Origin of the sequence: Arthrobacter sp. PAMC 25486 (assembly GCF_000785535.1) — a bacterium.
Lineage (GTDB): Bacteria > Actinomycetota > Actinomycetes > Actinomycetales > Micrococcaceae > Specibacter.
This window is the reverse complement of sequence record NZ_CP007595.1, coordinates 3,746,981-3,762,949: the sequence shown is the minus strand read 5'-3', so window position 1 is coordinate 3,762,949 and position 15,969 is coordinate 3,746,981. Positions and strand designations below refer to the sequence as shown.

Annotated in this window: 10 protein-coding genes; 5 read left to right on the top strand and 5 right to left on the bottom strand. The window is 60.6% G+C overall.

Annotated elements, in window-relative coordinates; translation table 11 throughout:
* Window positions 1–805: 805 nt before the first annotated feature.
* On the bottom strand, window positions 806–2,161 hold the full coding sequence (locus art_RS17075; RefSeq protein ID WP_052136699.1) for a hypothetical protein: 1,356 nt from the start codon (window positions 2,159–2,161) through the stop codon (window positions 806–808).
* Between the two features lie 1,198 nt (window positions 2,162–3,359).
* Window positions 3,360–4,001: an ATP-binding cassette domain-containing protein gene (locus art_RS17070; protein ID WP_052136698.1), complete on the bottom strand. Its 642-nt coding sequence runs from the start codon at window positions 3,999–4,001 to the stop codon at window positions 3,360–3,362.
* A 54-nt stretch (window positions 4,002–4,055) separates the two neighbouring features.
* On the opposite strand from art_RS17070, the gene aztB reads away from it, so the two are divergent.
* The 4 genes from aztB to aztD all read left to right on the top strand — a co-directional run bounded on the left by aztB (window position 4,056) and on the right by aztD (window position 8,360).
* Window positions 4,056–4,943: a zinc ABC transporter permease AztB gene (aztB, locus tag art_RS17065; RefSeq protein WP_038466788.1), complete on the top strand. Its 888-nt coding sequence runs from the start codon at window positions 4,056–4,058 to the stop codon at window positions 4,941–4,943.
* Window positions 4,944–5,035: 92 nt separating this feature from the next.
* The gene (locus art_RS17060; RefSeq protein ID WP_253901399.1) at window positions 5,036–6,178 is read left to right on the top strand and encodes an ABC transporter; all 1,143 of its coding nucleotides are present in this window, start codon (window positions 5,036–5,038) and stop codon (window positions 6,176–6,178) included.
* Entirely contained in the window at window positions 6,175–7,089 is a 915-nt protein-coding gene (aztC, locus tag art_RS17055) for a zinc ABC transporter substrate-binding protein AztC (RefSeq protein ID WP_038466783.1), read from the top strand. Before art_RS17060 ends, aztC begins: the two co-directional genes overlap by 4 nt.
* 53 nt (window positions 7,090–7,142) lie before the next feature.
* A complete protein-coding gene (gene aztD, locus art_RS17050; protein WP_052136697.1) occupies window positions 7,143–8,360 on the top strand; it encodes a zinc metallochaperone AztD in 1,218 nt (405 codons plus the stop codon).
* Between the two features lie 637 nt (window positions 8,361–8,997).
* Here aztD and art_RS17045 read toward each other — a convergent pair.
* Both art_RS17045 and art_RS17040 read right to left on the bottom strand, forming a co-directional pair.
* Complete coding sequence (locus art_RS17045) at window positions 8,998–9,960, bottom strand: magnesium and cobalt transport protein CorA (protein ID WP_367643746.1); 963 nt, start codon at window positions 9,958–9,960, stop codon at window positions 8,998–9,000.
* Window positions 9,961–10,240: 280 nt separating this feature from the next.
* Window positions 10,241–11,980 (bottom strand): CocE/NonD family hydrolase, encoded by a 1,740-nt coding sequence (locus art_RS17040; RefSeq protein ID WP_038466775.1) that lies wholly within the window; start codon window positions 11,978–11,980, stop codon window positions 10,241–10,243.
* Between the two features lie 121 nt (window positions 11,981–12,101).
* Here art_RS17040 and art_RS17035 point away from each other — a divergent pair, with 121 nt between their 5' ends.
* The gene (locus tag art_RS17035; RefSeq protein WP_038466771.1) at window positions 12,102–12,734 is read left to right on the top strand and encodes a TetR family transcriptional regulator; all 633 of its coding nucleotides are present in this window, start codon (window positions 12,102–12,104) and stop codon (window positions 12,732–12,734) included.
* Between the two features lie 270 nt (window positions 12,735–13,004).
* On the opposite strand, the gene art_RS17030 is transcribed toward art_RS17035, so the two are convergent.
* A complete protein-coding gene (locus tag art_RS17030) occupies window positions 13,005–15,953 on the bottom strand; it encodes a glycoside hydrolase family 2 TIM barrel-domain containing protein (protein WP_052136696.1) in 2,949 nt (982 codons plus the stop codon).
* Window positions 15,954–15,969: the final 16 nt, after the last annotated feature.

Below are 15,969 nucleotides of genomic sequence, written 5' to 3'. Positions count from 1 at the left end.
TATTAGGCGCTTGGGGTGCAACGCTGAACTGTGCGCTTGACCGGTTCACTCCGACACAGCGAGCGATGGGGGCAGAGCAGAAACATGCGGCAGTTGATGTCGACACCAGCTTGGCAATATGCACTAAGACCCAAGCCACCATGAGCAAAGAGGGGCCTTGAACCTCGAACTGAAATTGCTATATGCAACGCTTGCTCGCACCATCCTGCCTGGCTCGAGTGGAAACTATTCCCGCTGCCCCTCCGGGTCGATTTTGAGCTGCCAACAGACCATTTGGGCCTGTTGGCATAGTGGTGTTGCAACGATGCAAGGCACTGGGCACTCGCCACTTTGCACTCAAAAGAATGCGTTACAGATGGTCCGATCGGATTGTCTTGCAGCCTGGTCAAGATAGGACTTGCTGCGTTTTAAGAATCTTGGTGCCAAACCAACTTTGTTGGCCCGTGTGTGGGAAGCGAGCTCGTGGGCTCAAAGGTGGCCCCAGCGGCGCGGCCTTATCGATGCTGCGTTTCCATGGAACTGGCACTGTCTGCTAACAACGATCAACACAGCACCAAAAGCATTGGTTCCAGTGCGCCGCGGCAAGCAACTGATTCCACTACTGAACTCCGGTAGAGGTGGCCAGAGTCTCGGTGTAGGCAACAGCCGCGGCAAAGGCCGTTGCAGGCGAGACATGGTGCTCCAGGGAGGCTCTGTTGGTGCAGAATGTGAATGAAAGACGCTGTGGACTTGTGAAACGGAAACCGTCCGAAAACTGTCCTCTCGCATCAGAATTGCTCGGGCGGGACGTGTGCTGGAGGTGGGTTTAGGAATCCCAGATTGGTCCAAAGGCAGGAGTCCCACGCTGTTCAAATTCTGCGACGATGCGATCGGTGACCTTCTTGTTGGAGACGCAAATGACGGCGTCGGCTCCTGAGGCCACGAAAGCTTGGTAGGTGATTTCAAAAACGTCGGGCTTGCCTTGCTCGGAGGTATTCCAAATGACGGCTTCAGGCTGAGCGGACTCCACCTCGTTGACAAGGTCGTCACCATAGGTGGCTCGCGGCGTCTTGGTGACCCAAACGAGTCTCGCTCCCTGCGTGTCGGTGAGGAGATGTCCCAGAACGGGTCCGATCCCACTACCCGTGACCACGTAAAGAACCCTGTTGAACAAGCGCTTGGCATTGGCCACCCCTACAGTGGGAATGCCCTTGACCCACACGTGAGTTGGCGGGTTGTCAATGAAGTTTGAGGTCCAGCCGCCAGCGCGCGAGATGACCATTCGGTATCCGGGCTCCCCGGCTACCGCCGGAATGCAGGCGAAGGGGTGCCATCCAAAGAGAGCGTTACGGCTGATAGAACGGGTCGTGCCGACGTTGGGGACATAGCCGTGGTCAAGTTTGACAATGGCGGCGTGACTGGACGGGCTTGTGACGCTGACACGGACGCGGCGCAGCAACAACCAGGGCCAGATGGCCAGCGAGGTCGAAACCAAGACCATCCAAAAGATGGGTGAGCTCAGCAGCGCCTCGCCGAAGCTTCGCTGCGGGGTTTGCAACTTGGCCAGGACCATCGTGTTGGTCCATGCCAGCAGAAGCACCAGCCAGGTTCCAAAGCGATGCGAGGCCTCGAAAATGTCGTGGTGTTTTCTGCGGAAATTCGGCCGAGCCAGGAAGCAGATGGCCAGCAGAACCACCACAACGACCATCGCAATCGCGACCGACAAATCATCGTACTCATCGATTCCATCGGCCCATGACGGCGCCAGCAGAATCACAAAAATCACGTACCACGCAGTTCCGGCCAGCGCACCTCCAACGTGTAAACCGCCCACGTGGTAGTACTGGGCCAGACGCCAGCGCAGTGACAAGGGCCAAGACACAGGGGCGCGAGTGGCGACGGCCGAAATCAGGTTGACCATCCAGTTCTGGCGAGGCAAAGTCGCAAGAAGGAGGTTCAACTGCGAGATCGCGGCGATCAACTGCAGGCTTGAGGCCTGGGGGCGCCACCACCCTGCGAAAACACCCAGAAGAAAGAAGACGGCATTGAGAATGAGCACGCCGACCAAGAGCGCTGCATAGAGTGCAGTCCTCCTTCGCCCCAGGACGGGCGGGGCCACATCGGAAGCCGAAGCCGTGGATTCCGCTGGGTCAGTGGTGTTCGTGGAACGAACGACATTCATGTTCGCCTTCTTTCAACTCGAATCAGTACTTGGCATCGAGTTGAGGAATATGCGTCCCACCCCATCGTCATTTTCGATGCAGAAAATTCCATGGATCACTGGGAGGCAATCGAGAGGTCTGATTGTCAGGACCCGGCTCACCCCATGCCTTCTGCATGTTCTCAGCAAACCCTCAACCGATATTTCGATGCTACAAGTCCACGGGCGCAACCCCTGATGCACCGGTGGGAGCATACCCGCGAAGCAACATGGTGGTGGGTTTGAAATGAAGCAACCGGGGATGCCCCCACCATGGTCCATTCACATACCCAAGAAGCGCTAGATTCCGGGTCTCTGGCCGCCCCTCGACTTCAAACGGCCGCGCCCACCCGAAGTTTGGGAGCTCGATCGAACAGGCCCTTAGCCCGTCTCCCCTGAATTCCAGACGATTATTGCAACCAACAATTAGGTACTGATTCAACCAACAATAGGTACTAAACGGGGCTGCCCGCCGGTATTCTTGGCTCTCTGAATCTCGGCGCGCGCATGATCATGGCCGCCCTATCCGCAACCTTCACCAAGGCCGAGCATTTCTTCGACGGACTCAAGGCCCCGGGGTTCTCCTCTTCCAAAAGGAAGCTACTGCACCATCCAGCCGTCTGCGGACGGCGGAGTGTATGACAGATCGGCCAGTATCGTCCCGACGGCGGCTTTCCTCGGCCGCATGAACGGCCGCAGCACCTTGGAGAGGGCAGAGGTCATGAGAACAGCCGAGTCGGCAGGTCTTTCCCAAGCCGAAACAGTTCCGATTCAGCAACCACCAAGCACAATCTGTGCTGGGCGACCACAGCATGCCAGTCAGGCCCACGACGGGTCAGCAGGCGCCCTATTTGACCGCGCGAAGTCCGCTGCTGCCCGGAGCGCAGAAAAGTCACTCACCGAAAACGAACGGTGGCACTTCCGAATTCACGATCATCAGCCATGGAATCACCACAAGCTGGAGCGGACAACAGCTTCGCAACGACAAGCCGTAGGCAATTCACACAGCCTCCGGCTTGTTGGCAATACCCCCAGCCCGCAAAACAAAGGAACCAGACGGCTCCAGCCCAGCACACCGCGCCGCATATCCTCGATCCCCTCCACAGACCAGGTCATGGCGCCTTTATCCGAGGCGCAACAGCACCGTTCCAAACGCAGCCCAACCCACTGGCAACTGCTGCTAACTGACTCTGCGACCACCCTCCAACCTGATCACGGAAGTGGCGGCAGCAATGGAATCATCGTCGTGGCTGACGCAGGCGACCGCCGCGCCACGCTCTGCTTCTTCGGCGAGCATGGAGCGGGTTCGCGCCCTGCTCTGCGCGTCGAGTCCTGCTGCAGGTTCGTCAAGGAGGAAGATGCGTGCCCGGCGGGCAATTCCCTGCGCAAGCAGCACGCGTTGGCGCTGGCCACCGGAAAGGCTATTAAAGGGCACTGCTGCAAGATCGCCGAGTTGGACCCGGTCCAGAGCATCTGCGATCCGAAATTTTCGCTCCTTGGCATCGATTTTATTGGATGGCCCAGATGACGCACCCCAGGTCCCCATCGCGACCACTTCCCGAACGGTGAGGGGCAGCGCATCCGGGGTGGTCACCCGCTGGACCACCAGCGCCACCTCGTCGGCCCGCTCCACCGTGCCCGTGACGGCCCGTCGAACGCCGGCAAGAATCTCGATGAGGGTTGATTTGCCAGCTCCGTTGGGCCCGGCAATGGCGGTTACACTCCCCCCTTGCAAGTCAATATCGACATTCTCAAGAACGGGAATGCCATCGAACCTAAAGGACAGGTTTCGCCCACGCAGGGCGTAGTCAGAAGTAATCACACCTCACCCTAACCCTTATTTGATAATCGTTCTCATTATCATTAGTGTGGTGACATGCATTGGCTCACTGAACCCTTTACCGCAGACTTCTTTCTGCGCGCACTGCTTGGCGGCGCCCTCGTTGCGATCATCTGCGGAGTCGTGGGGACCTGGGTTGTTGTCCGTGGCATGGCATTCCTAGGCGAAGCGATTGGCCATGGCATGCTCCCCGGCGTTGCCCTGGCCACACTTGCCGGGGCACCCGCCGTCGTGGGCGGTGCGGTAAGCGCCATTGTCATGAGTGCGCTGATCAGCGCATTGCAGCGGCGTGGTCGACTGTCCTACGACACGAGCATCGGCCTGCTTTTTGTCGCCATGTTGTCCCTTGGCGTCATCATCGTCTCGCATTCGCGGTCCTTTGCCACCGACGCAACAGCCATGCTTTTCGGGGACATCCTCGCCATGAACAGCGGTGACCTGATCGGCCTGCTCTGCGCCGCGGTGGTGACAATAAGTGTCGCTGCAGCCCTGCACCGCAGTTTCGTTGCTGCGGCTTTCGACACCCGCATCGCCGTGACATTGGGGCTTCGTCCCCGTGCCGCACAGCTGGCCCTGGTGGGATTGGTGACGCTTGCCGTTGTTTCCTCATTTCAGGCTGTCGGCTCGCTGCTGGTAGTTGGCTTGCTCCTCGCCCCGGCTGTCGCAGCCACGCCTTGGACAGCCAGCATCCCTGCCCGCATGGTCGTCGCCTCCACCTTCGGCATACTCGCCGCCGGGCTGGGCCTGCTCTGCTCCTGGTATGGGGGCACTGCGGCAGGGGCCTCCATTGCTGCGGCCGCCATCGCCCTTGCCGCCCTTTCAAATGCGGCAGCAGGGCTCATCGCAGCGCGCCGCCGCTCAGCGACAGCCAAGGCCCAAGAGTGCATCCCCTTGCCCGTTTCCGTGTCTCTCTCTGGAAAGTAACAATGAATAGCCGAACTCCACAGGCCTTACTGGCCGCCTTCATTTTGTTTGCTCTCGCCGGATGCAGCAGTGCACCCGCCCCGCAACCGGGCGTGAGTGAATCTACCCAGCCGGAGCATGGCGGTATCCCCGGGGTTGCCGAGGTTGCCGAACCACAGCTTCACCTGGTGGCCGTCGACGCCACTGGCGAAGCCTCCATGTTGGATCTCTTGAACGGCACGGAGGCCCAGCTTGAATCTGTCCAGCCGCCGGTCCATGTCACGAGCGATGGGCGCTATATTTTCGCGGCCAACACCAACGGTGTGGAGATCATCGACAGCGGCGTGTGGACGTGGGATCACGTGGACCACTTCCACTACTACCGGGCCGAACCCGCGGCGCTCGGCACAGTCGCCGGCGAGGGCACGGCAACCGTCGCCACGGGGTTGCTCTCCACGGCCGGCACCACGGGCATGTTCTTCCCGTCCTCCGGTTCCGCCGTCCTTATTGATAATGCGGCACTCTCGGACGGAACAATTTCTGAGACTCTCCGCCTGGAAGTTGCACCGCATGCCGGCCTCATCGCTCCCCTGGGCGACGGCGCAGTCGTCACCGAAGCGGATGAAAGTGGCACGGCTGCTCGCCTGCGTGCCATTGGCGCCAATGGCACGGAAAGCACGACGGCGCAGTGCCCGGCTGCCGCGGGCACCATCACCACCCGGGTCGGTCTCGTCATCGGATGTGCCGACGGCGCGGTGATCGCCACCAGCGATGGGGCGACGCCCGTTCTGGTACATGTTCCATATCCCGAGGGGGCGGCCGCACCGGCAACGGCATTCGACGCACGCAAGGGCCGCCCCACCGTTGCCGGCATCGGGACGGACACCGGGGTGTGGCTGCTCAACACCCGTGAGCGGGAGTGGGACTGGGTTCCCACCGCCATCCCAGTGCTCGCCGCCGCCGCGGTGGACGACAACGCCGGGCACGTCGTCGTCGTCGGTACCGACGGCACAGTCCAGGTGTATGGCGAAAGCACCAAGGAGCGCATGGCAACGACGAAGCCGCTGATGCCCAAAACACTGGCCAGCCCGGAGCTGACGGGAAAGGTTAAGCTGACCGTTGACGGCGAGCGCGCCTACGTCAGCGCACCGGCGGAGGGCGTGGTGTTTGAGATTGCCTACGCCGACGGCGCCCGCATTGCCCGAACCCTTAAGTTGCCAACCCAGCCTGTGCATCTCGTGGAGACCGGCCGATGAGGCGCCCCGTGCTGCTGACCATCGCCACTGTGCTGGCGATGATCGTCGTGTCGGGGTGCTCGCAGCCGGCACCGCCACAGGGACCGCAGATCGTGGTCACCACAAACATCCTGGGGGATGTGACTCGTCAGGTCCTTGGCGACCAGGCCGTGGTGACCACACTCATGCAGCCCGAAGCTGATCCGCATTCCTTTGAGATTTCCGCCCAGCTGGCGGCCCTGATGGGCGACACGGACCTGTTGATTTCCAATGGTCTTGGCCTGGAGGAGGGGCTGGTGCAGCATCTCGACAGGGCTGCCGCAGCCGGCGCCCCCATGCTGGTCGCCGGTGAGGTGATCGACGTCGTCCCCTACAGTTCCGGGGACGCAGAAGGTGCGCCGGACCCCCATTTCTGGACCGATCCGGCCGCCATGCTCAGCGTCGTCAACGCGATTGAGGCCGCCGCAGCCACGATCGACGGGATCGACGCCGGGAAGCTGGCCACCAGCGCGGCCGCCTACCGGGCCCAGCTGGTGGAACTCGATACCGAGATGGCAACGGCTTTCGCTGCACTCCCGGCCGAGCGCCGGGCTTTGGTCACCAACCACCACGTCTTTGGCTACCTCGCGAAACGGTTCGACTTTCGCGTTATTGGGGCAGTCATTCCCGGCGGAACCACGCTGGCTGCGCCCAGCGCAGCAGACCTGCGCCAACTCAGCGAAGCGATCCGCAGTGCCGGGGTCCCCACCATCTTTGCCGAATCGTCCCAACCTGACCGTCTGGTCCAAGTGCTCGCCAGTGAGGCCGGCATCGATGTAGAAGTCCGTGAACTGTTCACGGAATCACTGACCCGCCCCGCAGGTGATGCACCAACCTACCTGGACATGATGCGCACCAATATCCAACGAATCGTCCAGGGACTTTCGCCCTGATCACGCTCACCCACCTGCAGTTGCAGTTAACAATGAAAATGAGGAATCACCACATGCTCCACCACAGAAGAACCCGCCTGGCAGTCACCGCCTTTCTCGCCGGAATCGCACTTATGGCATCTGCCTGCGGCAACGCATCTGGCACGGCCGACTCAACTGCCGAGGCTTCCAGTACCTCCAGCAGTTCAGCTGATGCGCACGGTCGCGTCGCCGTTTCCTACGAGGGCGGCATCAGCGTCCTTGATGGTGCGACGCTCGAGGTCGTCAAGTCCTTTGATTCCGAAGAGTTCACCAGGCTCAATGCCGCAGGCGACGGGAGGCATGTCTTCGTCACCACAACGGCTGGTTTCCAGCTGCTTGATATGGCCGAACCCAAGCTCACCGATCTGGTGTTCGATGCGACTGCGCCGGGCCACGTGGTTCGGCACGCCGGTAACACGGTCCTCTTCGACGATGGAACGGGTACCGCCACCATCGTGAAGTCCGAGGATCTCGCTACCGTCAACGGCTCACTGCCCCAGACACGGACGTACACAGCCGATGCGGCCCACCACGGCGTATCAATTGTGCTGGAGGATGGGACGCTCCTCACCACTTTGGGTGACAAATCCTCACGCCCCGGAGCTGTTGCCCTTGAAGCTCACGAGGACCACTGGCACTCAGTAGCACAGAGCAAGGAATGCCCAGGGATTCACGGTGAGGGTGCTGCCGCCGATGAAGCAGTGGTCTTTGGTTGCGAGGATGGTGCGCTGCTGTACCACCACGGTAAGTTCGAGAAGTTCACTGCACCGGACACGTACGGCCGGATGGGCAACGCATTTGTCTCAGAAACTAGCCCGATCGTGGTTGGCGACTACAAGAATGACCCCGATGCAGAAGGCTACCTGCTCAACTCCGTCGCCCTGATTGATACCGAGAAGCACAGTTACAACGTGGTCGAGCTTCCCGACACCGTCAACTACACCTTCCGTGACGTTGCCCGGGGTCCCGGGGACCTGGCCTACATTCTGTCCACGAACGGCTCCATTCACGTGCTGGACCCGAAAGACGGAAAGATCGTCGATGAATTCCCTGTGATAAAGGCTTGGGAAGGTCCCACCGATTGGCAGGACGCCCACCCGGCCATCATGGTCAACGGCGACACCGCCTACATCACTGAGCCTGCGGCCCACACCGTTCACTCAGTAGACCTCACCACGGGCAAGATCACCGTCTCCAAGAAAATGGACGTAGTCCCCAACGAAATCGCCGTCACCGTCGGAGCCCACTAGCCACAGCACGACTCTCAACGCAGCAGGTGCCGCCTCCTTCTGGCTGCGACACCTGCTGCGTTGCGTTCCATGAACCCTATCGGGAGCGCTTCCTTCGTCAATCGCCCCTGCCGTCGAGATCGTGCAACGGTTCTGCGTTGCCGCCAGAAAGTTGATGGCCAACTGGACCCAGGACACGCCCCTCGGCATCTTAGGAGACCAGTGCCAAACTATCGGCGGGCACCCAACACCCCGCCACCATGGTCTATCTAGGGCCGCCCGCCGGTACAGATTTCGGATGGGCACAAAAGACCCGCAGAATCCGGCACGCCCTAGTCTCGGAGAAAAGGAACCCGCTCACATATCTGAGAAATTCACAGTTCACAACCGGATGGTTGCACTGGGTCCTGTCGACTGGGCCCCGTCGGATGCGAACCGACGAATCCCGCTGTCGCCTCGATCGACTCTTTTGCCGTGCCGATGGCTGTACCTGGCCTTTGTTGGTGCGCAAGGCGCGCAACAATGGATGGCACCGAAGGGGTGGCAGTTGTCATCCAATTCAATGAGTTTCTGATGACTTGGTGACATCCATCTACATTCTCACTCGGCCTGTCGAAAGAATGATTGACAACTAATTTCAAATGATTAAACGGACAACCTACATCCACTTTTTGGTTTTGAAGACAATATATAGCGCCACGGCCAGGGCAATCATCGCACCCACAGCCAGAGGGTAGCCGAGGGCCCAGTGCAGCTCGGGCATGACATCGGAGTTCATGCCATAGATTGCACCTATCAGGGTGGGTGCGAAGAGGATAGCTGCCCAGCCGGAGATCTTTTTCATGTCCTCGTTCTGCCGCTGGGCAACGAGGGTTGAGTTCACGCTGAGGATCTGCGAGAGTGCGTCACGGAGTTCGGAAACGCGCGTGCTGGCGTGGGTGAGGTGATCTGCAACGTCCTGCAGATACGCCTGCAGGGGCTCCGGAACTTCGTAGCGGTCAAAGCCCTGCCGAAGTCCAACCAAAACATCTGCCATCGAGGTGGTTGTATGTTGCAGGTCAATGACTTCCTGACTCAGCCGGTAGATGCGTTCGGCGACGGCGGCATCCCCGCTGAATACCTGGCGTTCAATTTGTTCCTGGTCAATGGCCAACCCTCGCAGCACCGGGGTGTACCCGTCAACGATCGCGTCCAGAAGCCGATAAGCGACCGCCTCAGGGCCCAAATTCAGAAGATATTCGTCATCAAGGAGCGTGTGGCCGTTACGGTCAGCAAGATCGGACGCATCGCCGGACATGGTCGCCTCACTGGTCCCGTCGATCCACCGCTTGTCCTGGCAAAGGACGACAATGGCGTGGGGACGAACCAGAACGTGAAACTCCGAAAAATCGACATCCTCGGCAGCGTCGTCGTATCGCGCGGACCGCACAACCATGAAAAGGACATCTCCGTAGCGTTCCAGCTTCGGACGCTGGCCCGCGTGCAGCAGGTCTTCGACAAGCAGAGGGTGCAAGGCCCAAGCGTCGGCGAGCTCAGCAATGTCCTGCGGAGTTGGCGCGGGGAATAGACTCAGTGCCATCCGGTGTGGGGCCGCTTCCGCAAAATGCAGGGCTTCAGCCACGGAAACGCGCTCGGGGGTGGGACGAAGGTGACCGTCAACAATGTACCGGGTTCTGCACGAGGAGACCTCGGCTCGGGGCAGTTCAGTGGCAGACCGTCGCTGGAATCGTGCGCCCCGGCGCCGTGTGGACTCATCGCTATAACGCTGAGGCATATGTTTCCCTTGCTCGAGGTATCAGGTGTGGGCGAATCGCCCCGGTCTTGAGAAGACGGTGCGCGCTCCAAACGGTGTGGAGCGCGCATCGGTTTCTCGTGTCATTCAACCAGCTTAGTCCGGTGCTTTAGCTGTCCTTGATGGGAAGCTGCAGATAGGACGCGTGGTCTCCACCGGTGTGAATGACGTGCGTTCCGCTATTCGCGGGTACATACTCCTGCGCCCCTGGCATCATCGGCCCCAGAAGGCTGCGACTGCTGATAACAAAGCGGAGCTGCTCACCCGGATGGAAGACAAGCCCGATCGGAAGCAAGTCAATCTCGACCTCCACGATCTGCTCCGGTGCGAGCTTCTCGACGCGATCGAAACTATGCGCAGGGATATCTGGAGTCGACAGTTCCTCATCCAGGTTCCGCAGGGAGACTCGAAGCCGGCCGTCCGAACCTTTGTAGCGCAGGATCGAGCCGCCGCGCTCGGTGACGTCGTGAATCATCGCGCTTTGATTGGGAGCGGTGAACTGCTGCAACGGCGTGCCAAACTTATCCAGCTTTTGCACCAGGACGAACAGGTCCATGTCATCAGCGCCCCGAGCTTCGACCCACAGATGTGCTTTCGGGTAGCCCACCATCACCGTCTCTTGATCGAAACGGGTGATGAAGGAGACCAGATCCGTATTGGCTTCCACAGCGTAGGTTGCTGTTGCCCCCTGTTCGGGGTGGGTCGGGATCAATGCGCGGGTGCGGCCGTCGAGGAAGTACTTGGTTGAGGCGACATTCGAGGGAGGGAATGCTTCGGCGGCAACGGCGACCTGGTCGCCGCCGGCAAGGTCGAGCAAGGAGTAGCGGACCGGTGGTGTCTGCTCCCACCCATTGTCTGCACCCTTGAGGAAGTGGTCAAAGAAGCGGCGCAGATCCTCAACGTTTTCCGGGTCGTAGTAGTCGGGCCATTCCTGGCTGTTGTGGATGCGAAGCCATTTCTGCTCCGATGCCATCCGGCGCCAGGCCCGGAACGTGCCAGCGGTGTGGAGGGTGTTTGAGTAGCTGGCCACGACATAGGCGGGAACGGTGATCCGGTCGAAGTCCGGAATTTTATTTTCCCAGAGCTCGGTCATCAGCGGGAAGGCTTCTGCCTCCGCAAGGATGTCCTCCTTTTGGTTCTTTCCCCAGAAACTCCCATTCTTCAAGACCGCAGCAAATCCCGTGTCCGGCATGCCGCCCCGCAACACCAAGTCGCGGTAGACATCGCTGACACCCTCCCATGGATTGATCGCCGCGAGGTGGGGAGGCTGCTCTGCCGCAGTGAACCACTGCGACACCGCCAGATACGAGGTCCCGCTCATGCCGACCTTGCCGGAGCACCAGTCCTGCTCTGCCAGCCACTCAATCAAGTCATAGCAGTCACGCCCTTCCTGCCGGTCCCACAGCACGCTGTCACCCTCGGAATCCACCACTCCCCTAATGTCCGGATTGGCGATGGCGTAACCCTGAGCGCACCAGTAGGCCGGATCCGGGCCTTCAAACTTTTCCAAACCGGACACGACATCATTGTCGAGCCCAACAAGCCCAAAGACGCCCATGACGCTAGCCGAGGTGCCCTGTCCCTTGCCGTAAGGGCTCCAGGCAACAATGACTGGAACCTCTTCCGAGCCAACGGGCCGGAACACGTCAACGTGAATCGTCACACCGTCCCGCAAGGTCACCGGCATATCCTTCTCAAACACAATATCCACTGGCAACGGGCGGAAATGCGGAGCAGCCTGATAGCCCGCAGCCAAGGTGCGGGTACCTGGGTCGTAGGCAGTCAGCAAACCTGTGCGCTCGGGAGGAAGGGGGTGGGACGGGACGAACATTTTCTGGTCAGTGCTCATGGTGAGCTCCTCAAATCACTGGTTCGGGACACGAATCGTTGTGCCGATCCCAGCGTAAGTCGGACACACGATTAAATCAACGCATGTTTATATAAATCTTTTTCTGAGGTAGATTGGTGTCATGACTAAGCAGGAACTGACTTCCCCCGGACGACGGAGGGGACGCCCCCCGGGCAGCGGGAGCACCCGGAACGCCGTCCTTGAAGTGGCCCGAAGACGATTTGCCACCGAAGGTTTCACAGAGACGACTATTCGAAGCATCGCCACAGATGCCGCCGTCGACCCATCCCAAGTCATGCAATTTTTCGGTTCAAAGGAAGCGCTTTTCGCCGCCGTCATGTCCATTCCCCCGACGGTCATTGCCCTATTTGACACAGCCTTCGAGGGCCCCGACGAACACCTCGGAGAACGTGTAGTCCGCGCCTACCTTCAGGCTTGGGAGGGATCCCCAGAAGAGTCGGAGCCCTTGATGGCCATGCTGCGCGGAGCCATCGTCAACAACAACGCAAGCACACAGCTCGCGGACTTCATCCAGTCCAGACTGGTCGGCGGGTCAAAAGACCGTATCGGGGATGATTCCGAAAGCGCGTTACGGGCCGGCCTCGCCTCAGCGATGCTCGTAGGTCTCGTTACCAGCCGCCGCATCATCGGCGTCCCCCTCTTGGCCGAAGCCGACTCCGAGACGCTCATTCGCCTCGTTGGCCCGGCAATCCAAAAAGTACTCGTCCCAGGTACAGCCAACCGCGCATCGTAATCCTCCCATTTCCTTGGGCCCGCAGTACTTGAATGCAACACTTGAATACAGAACAGCGCCCGGAAATCGTGTTTCCGGACGCTGTTCTGCGCTGCTTGGCCGTGCTTGGGGCACCCTTCTAAGCGTCGGCCAACAGCAATTCCAAGATGGCCCCCAGTGGTGTGGGCTCCAATTCCATCGCGTGCAAGTCGCTAACAGGCCAAACCCGATACGGGTCAGGATCAATTTAGCGAGTTTTAATGAGTCCGGCGGCGCCGTCGCCGTTGGCGGTTAGGACATGACGACGGTGAAGTGACATTCGCCCGGTACCAGTTGGTAGGCCGGCAGTACGCCGGCCCCGCAGGAGGCGGTGCCGATTCCATGCATGGCTGCGTCCAAGGTCAGGTAAACTTTTCCGTCCGGAAGGAGATCCGGTGTGTGCGCCGCCTTCGCCAATGCTGCCTGCGACCACGGGCGCGCAGAGAAGGCCATGTCCTCGCAGCGGAAGGTCAACACTCCAGTCTCGGACGCCAGGCTGAGTTCAGAAACCCCGGCCCGTGAACCATTTTCCTGCGGCCGGACATACGGTACCTGCAGCTCATCAATTGAGGCTGAAAACCAGCCCTGCTGTTGGGCCATTCCGGTGTCCGGATATTTTTGGCCCGGACCACACCCTGCCCACGACACCTGCGACAACTCCCCCGGGAGCTCAAAGTCAAAACCGATCCGCGGCCAGTTCTTGCCCCACCCCGGCCCGGGCTCCACATGGGCAGCCAGTTCCAACTGGTCACCGTCGCTCGTCCACCGGCAGGTCAGGTCCACATGCTGCGGGAGGCCCGCCACACCGTAACGGACGCGCACCGTCAGGGTGCCGTCGTCGTCCGTCATTGACCGCAGATTCCCCTCCAGCAGGGGAAGGCCGTCCTTGGTCCAACCATCCGCGTCTGGCGGAATCGGTGCGGCAGCCGTGGGGGTCCAATCCGGCAGGCTGTCATTGTCGGTGGGCGCGCGCCATAGGTTCAGCCGTGGCCCGTTCACGGCCAGGCCCTTGAATTCCACCATGTCGCCTGTGGCGCGTTTGAACATCGCAGGCCCGAGGCGCACTCCACCGTCCCGAATTTCAGCAGATGAGATTGCACGAACCGCCGGAACCGATGTCTTGGCGGATCCCTGCTGCGCCCAGGCGATCTCGTGCCCCGCGGGAGCCCATGGGGCGCTTTCCGCCAGGACGGCGCTGATGGTCAGCACCCGCAGCTCCCCCTTGGCCGCAATAATTTCTTCCGGAAGAACGACGCCGGACACGGCACCCGCCGCTGTTGTCGGTACCTCCAGCGCCCCCTCCAACAGACGTCCTGCCGGGCCGTCGACGCGCCAGGTAAAGGCGAGGAATTCGGTGGATAGAAAGTCGTACTTGTTGTGGATTTCCAGATTATTCCAGTCATTTGAGACCGTCATGGAGATCGGCTCAATGACCTTCTTGTAGTCCAGCAGGCCGGGGCGGGGCTCCAGGTCGGCTGAGACCAGTCCGTCGATGACAAAGTTTCCGTCGTGGACCTTTTCACCGAAGTCTCCTCCGTAGGCAAAGTATGCTTCGCCGTCTGGAGTGTGTTGGCGGATGCCGTGTTCAATCCATTCCCAAACAAAGCCGCCCTGCAGGCGCGGGTACTTCTCGAAAAGGTCCTGGTATTCGCGCATGCCGCCGGGGCCGTTGCCCATGGCGTGGACATATTCACACAGGATGAACGGCAGGCTCCGGCGGTGCGCATCGTGTTCAGGGTTTTCCAGCTGTTCTTCTTCGTGGCGGCCAATTGCTTCCACAACTTCGGGCACGGCATACATGAGTGAGTACACGTCCACATAGTGGCTGTTGATGTCGCCTTCGTAGTGGATCAGGCGTTCGGGATCGCGATGTTTGGTCCACCGGCCCATTGCTGCGAGGTTTTCACCTACGCCGCATTCGTTGCCCAGGGACCACATGATGACACTGGCGTGGTTCTTGTCCCGCTCCACCAGGCGCTGCATGCGGTCCAGCAGGGCGTCGCGGTATTCGGGTTCCGCGCTCGGGTTGCCGTTCCAGGCAGCCAGTTCAAAGCCGTGGGACTCGTAGTCGCATTCGTCAATCACATAGAAGCCCAGCTGATCGGCTAGGTGCAACAGGTCCGTGTGCGGGGCGTAGTGTGCGGTGCGGATCGCGTTGATGTTGTGCGCCTTCATCAGATGCAGTTCGCGCACCAGCTGCTCATAGGGGACCACCCGGCCAAGGTCCGGGTTGTGCTCGTGGCGGTTGACGCCACGGAACAGGATGGGTGTGCCGTTGATGCGGATTTGTGCGTCCTCTACGGTGATGGTCCGGAAGCCGACGGTCAGGCGCAAGGTTTGCACCGGCGTCGTAATTTCCAGGGCGTAGAGGGTTGGTGATTCTGCGCTCCAGCCCTCCACCGAGCCCACCTCGGTCAGCGGCAGGGAGCCGTCGCCGAGAATGGTGGTGAAGCCGAGAGCGGGAATGGTGACGGTGGCGCCGGGCTGCGGGGGGTCGAGCTCGATCACCAGCGTGCCCTGGCCCGTTGTGGTGTAGCCGGCGCGGGCGAAAACGTCGCGGACTGCACCGGCCGGGTTGGCGAGCAGGGTGACGTCGCGGAAAATGCCCGGGAGCCACCAGGCGTCCTGGTCCTCGAGGTAGCTCGAAGCAGAGAACTGCGAGACACGGACCACCAGGACGTTGGCGGTGGCGCGCAGGCTGTCCGAGACGTCAAATTCCTGCGGCAGCTTGGAGCCGCGGGTGATGCCCAACAAGGTGCCGTTGAGCCAGACGGTGCCAGCGTTGTCAATCCCGTCAAAGCGCAGAACGGCACCGTCAAGGAAGCCTTCGTCGGCGTCAAAGGTCAGCCGGTGATCGCCCACGGGATTCGCATCCGGCATGAACGGCGGATCCAGCGGGAACGGGAACCGTGAATTTGTGTAGGAGGGCCGGCCGTGGCCGTGCATATTCCAGCTGGAGGGGACCGGGATGGTGGTCCAGGCGGAATCGTCAAAGTCCCCGGCCTCGATCCCGTCCGGCGCCGTGGCAAGTGTCTCGGCGTAATGAAATCGCCACATGCCATTGAGCGATCGCTGTGGCAGGCCTCCATCAAAATGGGAACGTGGGGCCATTGTGCCTGTACTTGGGCCGAAGTTGCTCAGGTCCTCCGCTGCCGTGCAGGGGTCTTTGGCGAGATCGACGACGGTATGCAAGGTATCCATGTGGTGCGTTTCCTTT